Below are 13452 nucleotides of genomic sequence, written 5' to 3'. Positions count from 1 at the left end.
ACCAAAAATTTGTAGCACTAAGCATGTTTACAATTTATTTTTTTCTTCCTAGAGAAGGTTTTAGGTATACTACTTAACTTATATAAGTTCTATCTTTTAATAAATCAGCTATTGCCTGATAAGATTTCAGAGCTTTTTCTGGATCACTGGCAATCATTTCTGCTCCAAGTTTCTCATTATTATTCATATTCCATAAACGACAATTATCAGGGCTAATTTCATCAGCCAACATTACCATAAATTCCTCACCATTAAACACTCTGCCAAATTCTAGTTTGCATTCAACAAGCCTTATACCAATACCTGTAAATAATCCACTTAAAAAATCGTATGTTCTTATGGCTTTATGTTTTACTTCATCAATTTCTTGTTTACTTAACCAACCAAAATTTAGTATTTGGTGTTCATTAATTATAGGATGTTTTAACTCACTACTTCTAACTCTAAAATCGATAATTGGATGATCAAACACGTATCCTTCTTCCATAGAGAATTCTTTTACAAACCTACCGCAAGCTACTGTAGAAACCAATATTTGAATGGGGAAAATATCTACAGATTGTATTAATTGCTCACGCATGTTAATTTTTTCAATTAGGTGGTTATCTATTCCTACCATATCAAGTCTGCTCATTATGAAGGACGAAATATTATTATTCAGCACCCCTTTACCCGAAATATCAAAAATCTCTCCGTTTTCTAAAGTAATTTTGTCAGTAAACGCCATAATAAAAGCAAAATCTTCTTGTGACTGATAAAGAGCTTTACTTGATCCTTGATATAACTTTTGTTTCATTTGAAAAAGATTCTATAGTAGCGGCTTTCACCTTTTGTACAAATTTAATATTTATTATATCAGAAGAATAGATTAAATAAATATTTAATACTAATCCAGCTAGCAGAGATTGCTATAAAAGCTATAATAAGTCCAACTATAGAGGTAATAAATCCAAGAACTATAGTTAATCCATCTCGGTTTAAAAGACCTAATGCCATTATTGTAATGCCCAGTGCAGGTATGGCGTTAGTTAGAGGTAAAGGTATTGATATAGCAATAGAGCAAATCAGTGATATTAAACCAATAAATTGTTCACAATATATAGAGGCTGCGAAACTAAATCTTGGTCGTATATATTTTTCTACAAATTTAATCTTTGGTACAATCTTGTCACTTATATTAATAAGTATATCATTGCTAATTTGATAATTATTAATTTTGGATGGTAAAGAAACTTGTCTAAAGCCAAGCAACATCTGCATAGATAGAATCATCAAAGGAATACCTACTATAGTAGTAAAACCTGGAGGATACGGCAGCGGAATTGCAACTGGTATTGCAAAAAAAAGTATCGTTAATAGAAGACCATTTTCATGAAAATCAACTAATAACTCACTAATTCTAGTCTTTTCTTTTTTTTCTTTTTGTCCTAATTTATAAAAAACACTAGATACTGTAGTTCTATCTAGTTGTTTATCTTTTGATGCAATGTTAAACATTTTTACTTAATTTTCTTGTAAATTATACTATATTTTAGATTATTAGAAAATAATTAATAATCAAAGAAATTAATTCCATCAATAATTTTCTTACGTTAGGTTATCTCAAAACTATGATTTTATAGTAATTGAGAAATGCACTACACCCCAATTCGGGATAAGAATTAGTTAATTCTTATCCCGAATTGGCTTTAATACAAGGAAAAATGCATTCTTAAAGTGGTTTTGCGAATGCATTTTAAACCTTTCTAAAGCTAAAAACACGATTTTAATCTTTTAAAATCATGTTTTTAGCAAAATATTAATTTAACAATCAGATGCAGAGCCGTCTCAAATCTGATTGTTTCGATAATTTTACCGAATTTGGGATAAGAATTGACAAATTCTTATCCCAAATTCGCACACTACGGAATGTAGCACAATTGTAATGGATTTAGCAAAGAATATTTACTTTATTATCATTAGACTTCCTGCATAATTCTACTTTTGCTGGTAATTTGTGCGTGATACCGGTACTCTGCTCCTCACGTACATTTGAGTACGCTGCGGGTCGAGGTTCCGTGTCTCCTGCAAATTCCTCAGCAAAAGCGAATTCTGCAGGAAGTCTATTAGTTAACTTCAGTTTTGGATTAAAATTTTTAATTTTAATCCAAAACTGGCTAGAATATTCAGAAAAATGCATTCTTGAAGAGGCTGACGCGGGTGCATTTTAACTTTTTTTATCATTCAAGTTGACCATTTTACAAAAAGAGTAAGACCTATGAATAATAATTTACTTGAATTAATATCAATTACACAAAGTTTTACAAAAGATGATCATAGTACGCAAAAAATACTAGATAATGTTACTCTAAAACTAAAACCTAATGAGATAGTTGCGATACTAGGAAAATCTGGATCTGGAAAATCAACATTACTAAGAATTATCGCAGGTTTTACAAAACCAGTTAAAGGTAAAGTAATACTAAATAAAAAACCTGCTTTTCGTGATCGTTGTGATATTAGTATGATTTTCCAAACATTTGCACTTTTTCCATGGTTGACTGTTTTTGAGAATGTTGAGCTAGGTTTAAAAAGTTTCAATATTTCTGAGTATGAACGTCGTAAACGTGCATTAGAGGTCATAGATATGATAGGACTTGATGGTTTTGAGTCAGCATATCCAAAAGAATTATCAGGTGGTATGAAGCAACGAGTAGGTTTTGCTAGAGCATTAGTTCTCAGACCAGAAATTCTACTTATGGATGAAGCTTTTTCTGCTCTTGATGTTCTAACTGCTAATACCTTAAAGAATGATTTTCTTGATCTGTGGAGTAGTGGAAAAACTCAAATGCAGTCGGTGGTATTGGTAACTCATTCGATTGAAGAAGCAGTAACTATGGCTGACAAAGTGTTAATACTTTCATCTAATCCTGGGCGTATTGTATCAGAATTAGCAATTACCCTCCCTCGTTTACGTGATGTTCAAAGTATGGAATTTCGTACTATGGTAGATAAAATTTATGCTCTCATGGTATCAGCCTATGAAAAACCACCTTTGCCTGTTAGTAATAAACAGAAAGCTATTGTTGGCAACATCGATCAAAAAATTCATTTGTCGGTAAATGAACTGATCGGTAGCATTGAGGCACTTTCTGCATCGCCATATAAAGGTTCTGCAAATTTATCAGAATTATCTAAGATTTTTCACATTAACAATATGGGGGAAATTTTACATATTGTTGGAGCTTTACAAATATTAAATTTTGCTAATGTTACTTCTGAGAGTATAAAATTAAATAAACATGGCAAGCTTTTTTTCACAAGTAGTTTAGAAGATAGAAAAAAAATGCTTGCTCAGCATTTACTTGACAATATTCCTCTTGCATCCTACATTTGTGAAATTTTACATCAACGTTTAGATCATAAAGCACCTCTTTCACGTTTTAAGACACAGCTTGAGGATACATTATCTAGTGAAGATGCCACTATAACTTTAAAGTCTATAATAGGTTTAGGAAGATATGCAGAAATCTTCTCCTATGATGATAATAAAAAGGTTTTTAGCTTAGATAATCCAACAGCTTGAAAGTTGAATTGTATATATCGTATTATTTAACCTCAATTTCGGATTAATTTCATTAGACTTCTTTCGAAACTCTACTTCTGCTGGTGATTTGTACGTCGATGCGGTACTCGAATCCTCACGTACATTAGAGTACGCTGCGGGTCGAGGTTCCGAGTCTCCTTCAAATCCCTCAGCATAAGCGAGTTTCGAAAGAAGTCTAATGAAATTAATCCGAAATTGAGGTTAATAAGGTGATGTTATTGTGTTACAATAGATATCTTCAGCAAACTCTACTTTTGTCGGTAATTTGTGCGTGATACCGGCTACTGCTGCTGCTCACGTACATCATCGTCCGCTGCGGGTCGAGATTCCGTGTCTTCTTTAAATTCCTCAGCATAAGCGAGTTTGCCAAAAAGATATAATATTTATGGTGCCGATAGAGGGAATTGAACCCCCGACCTACGCGTTACGAATGCGTCGCTCTGCCAGCTGAGCTATACCGGCAATAGGTTAGACCTAGGTTCTTATAATAGACTTCTTTCGAAACTCTACTTCTGCTGGTGATTTGTACGTCGATGCGGTACTCGAATCCTCACGTACATTAGAGTACGCTGCGGGTCGAGGTTCCGAGTCTCCTTCAAATCCCTCAGCATAAGCGAGTTTCGAAAGAAGTCTAATACCATTTCTGAAAACTAATCATCACGTTGTCGTACTTCATGATCTCCGCTCCTCACGTACTAGTTGTACGCGAAGGTAGCCGACACTCGTACTCCGAGTAGCAATTTAGTTTTGGGAAATGGTATAATAACCTGAATTCGATGTAACAAGTTACATCGAATTCGGTATTATATATAGAAACAATCAGGTTTGAAGCGGTTCTACACCTGATTGTTAAAATATAATACTCCATTCAATATGTGATTTTAATAATTAAAATCACATATTGAATGATGAAAAAAGTTAAAATGCACCCGCAGAACCGCTTCAAGAGTGCATTTTTCCTTATAATAAAGCCAGTTCGATATAAGAATTATTAATTCTTATATCGAACTGAGGTTATAATATGTTTTTAAGATATAAGAACCTAGTCAATTTAACATTCTTGACCACTCAGGATCAGAAGCATCTTGAGGAGTAAGAATCTCTCTTTCGTTATAACCGGTTAAGTCAATGGAATATATACGATTTCTACCAGCTGTTTTGTTTCTAGAAGGCCAACCTTTAGCAAACATAATTATCCTACCATTGGGTGACCAACACGGACCTTCAACTAGATAGCCACTAGTTATAATTCTTTCACTATTCTCATCACCATAGGAAAGTGCTTTCATCACTCCAATGGTAAAACCCTCTCCTTTAGAAAGTTTAGTAAAGGCTATATAATCTCCTCTAGGTGACCAACTTGGTGCAGTATACATTCCCCCGCCAAAACTGATACGTTCCACATTTGAACCATCAGAATTCATAATATATAATTGTCTTGAACCACTTCGATCAGAATTAAAAACTATTTTACTGCCATCCGGTGAATAGCTAGGAGAGGTATTAATACCAACACCATGGGTCAACTGCTTAGTCGCCATATTATTCAGATCAATTTCAAAAATATGAGTAGCTCCATTTCTTGCTATTGACATTATAGCCTTGTCCCCTTGAGGTGAGAATCTTGGGGCAAAGGACATGCCAAGAAAATTACCAACTAGTTTTTCTTTACCTGTTTTAAGATCACGAATGTAAACATGTGGTTTTTGCTTTCGTACATACGATAAATACATAATCTTATCTGCTTGCGGAGAAAATCTTGGGGTAAGAACTAGATTTTTACCGTCTGACAGATATTTATGATTAGCACCATCATGATCCATCATAGCTATTTTCTTTACCCGTTTTAGATAAGGTCCACTTTCTGACACATATACTATTTTTGTATCAAAATAACCCGAATCTCCAGTAATTTTCTCATAAATTTTATCAGCTATTTTATGTGCTACTCTACGCCATAAATGTGGTGCTATTTCAAAAATCTCACCTATAAGATCTTTTTCTAAGCTTACATCCCATAATATAAAACTAACCTTTAGCTTGCCAGAAGATAGCTTAGTAACCTCACCATTAATTAGCAGATTAGCATTAATTTGTCGCCAAGCAGCAAAAAGAGGCTTATGTTTTACCCCTAAAATTTGTTCTATAAAAGAAGCCGTAGAAATTGGGCGAAACATGCCAGAACTCTTTAGGTCATTAGATACTACACTAATTATATCAGCACCAATTACACTATTCGCACTATCATCTGCATCAAATTTATTAATAGCTATCGGCATTGGATCAACATGTCCTCGCTCTATAACTATAGTTTCTATGGCATAACTATTGAAGTTAGCAACTAACAACAGTATAACACAAAAATACCTGACCACTAATACCACCTAGATCTTTTTTTAACAATATTTAACATCAATTTGTATTTAGGTTCTGTCGCCAAAAACAACCTAAATACAAATTGATATTAATATATAATAAAAATTTGGTGGGCGATAGTGGATTCGAACCACCGACCTTTACGATGTCAACGTAATGCTCTAACCAACTGAGCTAACCGCCCTTGCTTTTCTGATTTAATTTTATACTTAAAACAACAAAGTATACTCTTCTGCTTTAAAGAATTGCTTTTTCAAATACTTGCAGAGTCTATCTCGTACTCACGTAGCAGATGTACACCTAGTCCGGTTACCCCTTGTTTATTGTCCCAATTCTTCAAATCATTTGAAATATATATCAAGTTTTCATGGTAACATGTCTAATCTATAATAGCTTCAATTTCAAGTTTTATTTGCATTATTTTAAATATTCAGCTAGAATTCAGCATAAAATTATAAGTAAATGACCTTAAAATCTCAAGCTTTTAATATTAGCAATAATTTTGTAGTGGCACTGGATGGTCCAGCAGCATCGGGTAAGAGTACAATTGGGCAAATGTTAGCACAAAAACTTAAGCTTACTTACTTTCAATCAAGTATTGTATATAGAAGCCTTGCTATTTCTTGTATAAACCAAAAAATTGATCTTACTGACATAAATGGAATAATTGAATTATCCAAATCTACGGAATATGTACAAAATTCAGAACTTGATAGTGAGATTGTAGGTAATGTAGCATCAAAAATTGCTATTATACCGGAAGTAAGAAATAACCTAGGGAAATATCTAGGAAAATTAATAAAAACAACTCCTAGAATTATAATGGAAGGTAGAGATATTGGAACAGTAGTGGCTCCAAATGCTGACTTAAAGATTTTTATCAGAGCAGATATTGTTATTAGAGCAAAGAGAAGATATAAAGAGTTGCAAGAAAAAGGAGGAGAATATATATTTGATACAGTTTTGGAACAACTAAAAATAAGAGACAAACGAGATATAGAGCGTGATATTGCTCCAACTCTTCCTCCACAAGGAGCTTTAGAAATTGATACTTCTTATCTATCACCAAAAGAAGTGATTGATAAGATCATGGAGTTTATTTCAGTTAACGCGAATTCGGGATAAGAATTTGCCAATTCTTATCCCAAATTCGGTAAAATTATAGAAACAATCAGATTTGAGACGGCTCTGCATCTGATTGTTAAATTAATATTTTGCTAAAAACATGATTTTAAAAGATTAAAATCATGTTTTTAGCTTTAGAAAGGTTTAAAATGCATTCGCAAAACTGCTTTAAGAATGCATTTTTCCTTATATTAAAGCCCATTCGGGATAAGAATTGACAAATTCTTATCCCGAATGGGGGTAGTTAGGTAACATCAACATATTTTATGTGCCATAGGTTGTTTTATCTACATTTTATTAACCATTCATAGTTAATTTAGTTGAATTTGATTACTTAAGGCGAAGAACAACTTGCTTATGTAAATTCAGGTCAATTAACTATAATTTTTATACTAGACGGCACAACTAGTATTAGAGAATAATATGCAAAAATTTAAGAAAAAATTTGTTTCTCAACTTGCTGAAATTAGCATTCAATCTCACGAAGATTTTGCACAAATGCTTGAAGCCGTAAGTACTAGTCACGTAAAAGAAGGTACTGTTGTCAAAGGTCAAGTAGTAGGGATTGCTAAAGGCATTATCATAGTTGATGTTGGATTAAAGAATGAAGGCAGAGTTCCTATAGAAGAATTTGCTCTGGCTAGTAATCAACCTTTACCAGAAGTTGGCGAGATAGTTGATGTATATATTGAGAAAATTGAAGGACGTAACGGTAGAACTATATTAAGTCGTGAAAAGGCCATTAGAGAAGAATCATGGGGACATTTAGAAATTGCATGTGCCAATAAACAGTTTGTTGATGGTATAATATTCGGACGTGTTAAAGGTGGATTTACTGTTGACGTATCAGGGGTTGTTGCCTTCTTACCTGGAAGTCAGGTAGATGTTAGACCAATAAAAGATATTGCTTTGTTAATGGGTATCAAGCAGCCATTCCAAATTTTAAAGATGGATAAGAAACTTGGTAATATCGTAGTTTCTAGAAGAGCCATACTTGAAGAATCAAGATCTGAGGCTAGAGACGAAATGTTATCGAAAATTAAGGAAGGAATAATATTAGATGGTACAGTAAAAAATATCACTGATTACGGTGCGTTTATTGCTTTAGGTAATTCAGGTAATGTAGACGGTCTATTGCACGTTACTGATATTTCATGGAGCAGAATAAATCACCCTTCTGAAGTTTTATCTCTAGATCAAAAGGTTAGGGTTATAGTTATAAAATTTAATGAAGAAACTAAGAGAATTTCACTTGGTATGAAGCAACTTGATCATAATCCATGGCAAAGTATAAAAGAAGAATTCCCAGTTGGCAAAGTAATGACTGGCAAAGTAACAAATATTGCTGATTATGGGGTATTTATTGAATTAAAAGATGGTATTGAAGGACTCGTTCATTCAAGTGAAATTAGCTGGGTAAAATCAAATCAACATCCTAAGAAAATGCTTACTATTGGTCAAGAAGTTCAATTCACAATTCTAGAAGTTGATACCGATAAACATAGAATATCTTTAAGTATTAAACAGTGTCAAGATAACCCAATTATTGGGTTTGCACATAGTCATCCAATAGGTAGTATAATTAAAGCACCAATACGAAATATCACTGACTTTGGTATGTTTGTAGCACTTAATGACAACATTGATGGTATGATTCATGAAACAGATATAAGTTGGGAAGGCAATGGTACTGAGCTGTTAAAAACATATAAAAAGAATGATCAAATAGAGTGTAAAGTCTTATCAATTGATATTGAAAAGGAACGTATAAGCTTAGGTATTAAACAACTAAGTTTTGACCCCCAGCAAGATGAATTTGACATGTACAAAAAAAATATGGTCGTTACTTGCTCAGTTACTGAAGTTAAAGATGATGGGATAGAAGTTATTTTAGACGACAAAATACCGGGCTTCATCAAAAAAGCTGATCTTTCTAGTGAAAAAGCTGAACAAAAAACTGAAAGATTTGTCCCTAATGACAGAATTGATGCAAAAATCATTACCATTGATAAGGCATCTCGTAAAGTTACTTTGTCAATAAAAGCACTTGAAATAGAAAAGAGAGAAAAAGCTATCAAAGAATATGGTTCTGCTGATAGTGCTGCTAGTCTAGGGGACATACTTGGAACAGCTCTTGACAATAAAGGAGACAAGAACGGTAAAACTTGATATTTATTAGATATCTTTGGCAAACTCGCTTATGCTGAGGAATTTAAAGAAGCCACGGAATATCGACCCGCAGCGGACGATGATGTACGTGAGGAGCAGCAGTAGCCGGTAGCACGAATAAGTTATACCATTTCCGAAAACTAATCATCACGTCGTCGTACTTCATGATCTCCGCTCCTCACGTACTAGTTGTACGCGAAGGTAGCCGACACTCGTACTCCGAGTAGCAATTTAGTTTTGGGAAATGGTATTACCAGCAGAAGTAGAGTTTGCCAAAGATATCTATTATTGTTTTGTAGCAAAATCGAAGGTCTTTACTTCAATTTTGCTACTCAATTTTTACCTAAAAATTTGCAAATTGGTTACCACTTTTCAAGTTTTTGTAAGTAATATAGGATTTTCCCATGGACAGTTTGATAATTAAAGGCGGTATCCCTCTTGAAGGTAGTATTAGCATTAGTGGGGCTAAAAATTCGACCCTACCAATTATGACTGCAGCACTACTTACAGATAAGCTTAGTATTAACAATGTTCCAAAGCTTACTGATATTCTCACAATGAAAAAATTACTTGAGAATTTAGGTAGTGTTGTTACTTTAACTGATCATCAAGATCGATTGAGTATGGATATCGACAGCAGCAATATTAATAATTTTACTGCACCATATGATATAGTACGTAAAATGCGTGCTTCTATTTGGGTTCTAGGACCTCTACTTTCTAGATTTTCTAAAGCTAAGGTTTCCTTACCTGGAGGATGTGCTATAGGTGCTCGACAAGTTGATCTACATGTAGCAGTTCTACAAGCTATGGGAGCAAATGTTGACGTCGATCATGGTTATATTAATGCTGCAATTAAAGGTAGATTAAAAGCTGTACATTTTGTTTTTAATAAAATATCTGTTGGAGCAACAATTAATGCCATAATGGCTGCTACTTTGGCTGAAGGAGAAACAATATTATTTAACTGTGCTAGAGAACCAGAAATCATTGATCTGTGCCATTGTCTTAGCAAAATGGGTGCAGAAATAGATGGAATTGCTACAAATGAAATAAGAATAATTGGTAGATCTCATTTAAAAAATGTCAATTATTCAATTATGCCGGATCGTATTGAAGCTGGTACTTACATGATTGCTGCTGCTATTACTAAAGGCAATTTAAACATTTATGGAATCAGCAATAATATCGTTGAAAATATAGTATTAAAGCTTATTGAAGCTGGTATAGAAATTTTACCTATTGATAATGGTTTAAGAGTTTCTTACGTAGGTAAATTAAACCCTGTGGACATCCATACAAACCCATATCCAGGGTTTGCAACAGACTTACAAGCTCAGTTTATGAGCCTTATGACTCTTTGCAAAGGTTCTTCTATAATTACAGAAAACATTTTTGAGAATCGCTTTATGCATGTTCCTGAATTATGCAGAATGGGTGCAAATATAACAGTTAACGGAAAGAGTGCTATAATACGGGGTGTACCTTTTTTGACAGGAGCAGAAGTAATGGCAAGCGACCTCAGAGCATCAGTATCCTTAGTATTAGCTGGACTTGCCGCCAACGATACAACAAGAATACACCGAATCTACCACTTAGACCGTGGATACCAAACATTGGAGAAAAAACTAACCAGTTGCGGGGCAAATATAGTACGAATTACTGGAGGTAATGTTTAAATAAATTCGTTATATTTAGGTAGAACTTCAAGAATTAAGATTCCCGCGACCTGAAGATCGAAACTACTCCGTTACTCATGTACGTTACGCTGCTCGACTTTGCTACTGCCTAGCTCTTCTTGAAGTTATATTATCGTCTATCAACTCTTGAAATTATAGCAGTGTATCACCTTGGGAAAATGAGTTTCCAATTTACGCAGCGAGCTTATCTCTCAATACTTCAATTAATTTATTAATTGCTTCGTCAGGATTTATATTCTCAAGAATTGCAAGCTCCCCAGCTAGCCTATTTAAGGCTGATTCATAAATAGTCCTTTCACTATAAGATCGATCACTATCAACATTCTTATAGAGATCTCGTACCACTTCTGCTACAGATACTACATTACCAGAATTTATTTTACCCTCATATTCTTGTGCTCTTCTACTCCACATCCTATTACCTTGCTTAGCTTTACCCTGAAGTGTTGAATATATTAAAGCTAAATCAGTTTTACTAACAAGTTTTCTAAGACCCGAAATAGCAGCTCTGTTTACCGGTACTTTCAAAGTCATTTTGTCTTGAGGGAACGATATTACATAAACCTTAATATCAGCACCAGCTATGATTTGGTGTTCTACATTTACTATCTCTCCAACTCCATGAGATGGATATACAATTCTTTCTCCTACTTTAAATTCAGACGATGTTGACATGCTTACTCCTTTCCATTATAAAAACTTAGACCATGGTCAATTGATTTGAATTTGTGTCAGTGAGTTGCAAATAATTAAATCCTAACTATAGATATTTTGCAAATCACAATACTAAAGATAACACTCCCTAAATATACTTGAATGTGACTCCGAATTAAATTTGAAAATGAGGAAAGAACACACTAGACGTACATTATGGTACGGGAGTCCTTGATATTTTCAAATAATAATTCTTCGAAACAGAATTAGTATACAATACAGACTAATTTTACTCTGTGGTAGTATAGCATATTTTAGAAGGATAACAAAGTATAAGTTTAGAAGGATAACAAAGTATAAGTTATAAAAAAATATTACCCTAACCTGAATTCGATGTAACAAGTTACATCGAATTCAGTATTATATATAGAAACAATCAGGTTTGAAGCGGTTCTACACCTGATTGTTAAAATATAACACTCCATTCAACATGTGATTTTAATAATTAAAATCACATGTTGAATGATGAAAAAAGTTAAAATGCACTCGCAGAACCGCTTTAAGAGTGCATTTTTCCTTATAACAAAGCCAGTTCGATATAAGAATTATTAATTCTTATATCGAACTGAGGTTACCCTGCCTAAAACAAAAGAAAAATAAGTTGCCTTTTGCTCTAATATTGGTTAGTATTCAAAGCCTTTAGGCTAGGTAGCAAAGTGGTAATGCCGTGGACTGCAAATCCTCAATGCGCCGGTTCGATTCCGGCCCTAGCCTCCATTAAAACAAACTGTACATAATATGGTAGAGTTTATCGAACAATTCCTAGAAATGATGATAGCGGAGCGTGGTGTAGCTAATAATTCCGTACTTGGCTACAAAGGTGATCTGTTAGATTTTCAGAAATTTTTATCACAGAATAACTTGTTAGAGCTGAATATTAAAGCTGAAAATATTAGAGACTGGATAGAATATTTATCAGGAAATGGCTTGCAGGCAAGATCAATCAACCGGAAAATATCCACTATAAAAAACTATTATGAATTTTTAATTAGCGAAAAGCATACCAATTATAATCCTGCTTTGATGGTAGATTTACCAAGATATCAAACTAAACTTCCTTCTACATTATCAATTGATAAAATCAAAGATTTACTTTTCTATTGCAATCAAGACAAAAATCCTGATTCCATACGCATAAAAGCAATGATTCATTTATTATATGCAAGTGGGTTACGTGTTTCTGAGTTTGTCAGTATAAGGTTAACTGATATTTTAGTAAATCAAATGTCCCAAAATATTAGAAAAATATTTTCAATAATCGGTAAAGGTAATAAAGAAAGAATGGTGATAATCAACGAACAGGCTACCATGAGTTTGTCTGATTATTTAACTATTCGTAGTAAATTTATAAGCAAAAAACACCCTAAAAGTCAAATTTATTTATTTTGTTCTTCTTCAGCTAGTGGTCATATGACTAGGCAGAATTTTGCAATTCTGTTAAAACAAGCATCTATTAAGGCTGGGCTAGACCCAAGTAATATCTCCCCACATACTTTACGTCACAGTTTTGCAAGCCATTTGCTAGAAGGCGGTGCAGATCTTAGGGTAATTCAAGAACTACTTGGACATGCTGATATTAGTACTACCCAAATTTACACACATATACAAACAAAGCATCTAAAACAGGCTTTAGATCATCATCCGCTTAAATCATCTATACTCAAATGATGTAAAGAATTAATGGTATACTCAGGTAGAACTTCAAGAATTGGCGTTCCCACGACCAAAGATCGAAGCTGCTCACGTACTAATGTACGCCTAGCAGCTCGACTTTGCTACTGC

The 13452-nt window shown here is 33.7% G+C and carries 11 protein-coding genes and 3 tRNA genes; 7 read left to right on the top strand and 7 right to left on the bottom strand.

Annotation, left to right across the window (positions count from 1 at the left end; all coding sequences use genetic code 11):
• Positions 1-73: 73 nt before the first annotated feature.
• The 3 genes from AAHN03_RS00870 to AAHN03_RS00860 form a co-directional block, all read right to left on the bottom strand.
• Positions 74-796 (bottom strand): phosphoribosylaminoimidazolesuccinocarboxamide synthase, encoded by a 723-nt coding sequence (locus tag AAHN03_RS00870; protein ID WP_341763145.1) that lies wholly within the window; start codon positions 794-796, stop codon positions 74-76.
• 59 nt (positions 797-855) lie between these two features.
• Entirely contained in the window at positions 856-1497 is a 642-nt protein-coding gene (locus AAHN03_RS00865; protein ID WP_341762117.1) for an exopolysaccharide biosynthesis protein, read from the bottom strand.
• A 433-nt stretch (positions 1498-1930) separates the two neighbouring features.
• Complete coding sequence (locus tag AAHN03_RS00860) at positions 1931-2179, bottom strand: palindromic element RPE1 domain-containing protein (RefSeq protein WP_342278795.1); 249 nt, start codon at positions 2177-2179, stop codon at positions 1931-1933.
• A gap of 78 nt (positions 2180-2257) precedes the next feature.
• Here AAHN03_RS00860 and AAHN03_RS00855 point away from each other — a divergent pair, with 78 nt between their 5' ends.
• Positions 2258-3565 carry a nitrate/sulfonate/bicarbonate ABC transporter ATP-binding protein gene (locus tag AAHN03_RS00855; RefSeq protein ID WP_342278794.1) on the top strand — a complete coding sequence of 436 codons (1308 nt, stop codon included), beginning with the start codon at positions 2258-2260 and terminating at the stop codon, positions 3563-3565.
• 407 nt (positions 3566-3972) lie between these two features.
• Here the strand turns inward: AAHN03_RS00855 and AAHN03_RS00845 are convergent.
• The 3 genes from AAHN03_RS00845 to AAHN03_RS00830 form a co-directional block, all read right to left on the bottom strand.
• A tRNA-Thr gene (locus AAHN03_RS00845) sits at positions 3973-4048 on the bottom strand.
• Positions 4049-4632: 584 nt separating this feature from the next.
• Complete coding sequence (gene tolB / locus AAHN03_RS00835; RefSeq protein ID WP_342279223.1) at positions 4633-5865, bottom strand: Tol-Pal system beta propeller repeat protein TolB; 1233 nt, start codon at positions 5863-5865, stop codon at positions 4633-4635.
• A gap of 204 nt (positions 5866-6069) precedes the next feature.
• A tRNA-Val gene (locus tag AAHN03_RS00830) sits at positions 6070-6146 on the bottom strand.
• Between the two features lie 278 nt (positions 6147-6424).
• Here AAHN03_RS00830 and cmk point away from each other — a divergent pair.
• The 4 genes from cmk (at position 6425) to murA (ending at position 10935) form a co-directional block, all read left to right on the top strand.
• Positions 6425-7087, top strand: coding sequence for a (d)CMP kinase (gene cmk / locus AAHN03_RS00825; protein ID WP_341763148.1), 663 nt, complete (start codon positions 6425-6427; stop codon positions 7085-7087).
• A gap of 423 nt (positions 7088-7510) precedes the next feature.
• Positions 7511-9256 (top strand): 30S ribosomal protein S1, encoded by a 1746-nt coding sequence (locus AAHN03_RS00820; RefSeq protein ID WP_342278793.1) that lies wholly within the window; start codon positions 7511-7513, stop codon positions 9254-9256.
• A gap of 244 nt (positions 9257-9500) precedes the next feature.
• Positions 9501-9680: a hypothetical protein gene (locus AAHN03_RS00815; RefSeq protein WP_341762122.1), complete on the top strand. Its 180-nt coding sequence runs from the start codon at positions 9501-9503 to the stop codon at positions 9678-9680.
• Positions 9661-10935 (top strand): UDP-N-acetylglucosamine 1-carboxyvinyltransferase, encoded by a 1275-nt coding sequence (gene murA / locus AAHN03_RS00810; RefSeq protein ID WP_342278792.1) that lies wholly within the window; start codon positions 9661-9663, stop codon positions 10933-10935. The genes AAHN03_RS00815 and murA overlap by 20 nt, the downstream gene beginning before the upstream one ends.
• 192 nt (positions 10936-11127) lie before the next feature.
• On the opposite strand, the gene AAHN03_RS00805 is transcribed toward murA, so the two are convergent.
• Complete coding sequence (locus AAHN03_RS00805; RefSeq protein WP_341762124.1) at positions 11128-11631, bottom strand: CarD family transcriptional regulator; 504 nt, start codon at positions 11629-11631, stop codon at positions 11128-11130.
• A gap of 681 nt (positions 11632-12312) precedes the next feature.
• Between AAHN03_RS00805 and AAHN03_RS00800 the strand changes: the two genes are divergently transcribed.
• Positions 12313-12387, top strand: a tRNA-Cys gene (locus tag AAHN03_RS00800).
• 21 nt (positions 12388-12408) lie between these two features.
• The gene (locus AAHN03_RS00795) at positions 12409-13338 is read left to right on the top strand and encodes a site-specific tyrosine recombinase XerD (protein WP_342278791.1); all 930 of its coding nucleotides are present in this window, start codon (positions 12409-12411) and stop codon (positions 13336-13338) included.
• Positions 13339-13452: the final 114 nt, after the last annotated feature.

It is taken from the genome of Candidatus Tisiphia endosymbiont of Myopa tessellatipennis (genome assembly GCF_964031105.1).
Classification (GTDB): Bacteria; Pseudomonadota; Alphaproteobacteria; order Rickettsiales; family Rickettsiaceae; genus Tisiphia.
The sequence above is the reverse complement of the archived record's forward strand: the minus strand, read 5'-3'. Positions and strand labels throughout refer to the sequence as shown.

Excerpts from the sequence above, each read along its gene's own strand:
- AAHN03_RS00805 (WP_341762124.1), bottom strand. The coding sequence starts at position 11,631 with ATGTCAACATCGTCTGAATTTAAAGTAGGAGAAAGAATTGTATATCCA.
- murA (WP_342278792.1), top strand. The coding sequence starts at position 9,661 with ATGGACAGTTTGATAATTAAAGGCGGTATCCCTCTTGAAGGTAGTATT.
- AAHN03_RS00820 (WP_342278793.1), top strand. The coding sequence starts at position 7,511 with ATGCAAAAATTTAAGAAAAAATTTGTTTCTCAACTTGCTGAAATTAGC.
- AAHN03_RS00855 (WP_342278794.1), top strand. The coding sequence starts at position 2,258 with ATGAATAATAATTTACTTGAATTAATATCAATTACACAAAGTTTTACA.
- tolB (WP_342279223.1), bottom strand. The coding sequence starts at position 5,865 with ATGCCGATAGCTATTAATAAATTTGATGCAGATGATAGTGCGAATAGT.
- AAHN03_RS00795 (WP_342278791.1), top strand. The coding sequence starts at position 12,409 with ATGGTAGAGTTTATCGAACAATTCCTAGAAATGATGATAGCGGAGCGT.
- AAHN03_RS00865 (WP_341762117.1), bottom strand. The coding sequence starts at position 1,497 with ATGTTTAACATTGCATCAAAAGATAAACAACTAGATAGAACTACAGTA.
- cmk (WP_341763148.1), top strand. The coding sequence starts at position 6,425 with ATGACCTTAAAATCTCAAGCTTTTAATATTAGCAATAATTTTGTAGTG.
- AAHN03_RS00815 (WP_341762122.1), top strand. The coding sequence starts at position 9,501 with ATGGTATTACCAGCAGAAGTAGAGTTTGCCAAAGATATCTATTATTGT.
- AAHN03_RS00870 (WP_341763145.1), bottom strand. The coding sequence starts at position 796 with ATGAAACAAAAGTTATATCAAGGATCAAGTAAAGCTCTTTATCAGTCA.
- AAHN03_RS00860 (WP_342278795.1), bottom strand. The coding sequence starts at position 2,179 with ATGCATTTTTCTGAATATTCTAGCCAGTTTTGGATTAAAATTAAAAAT.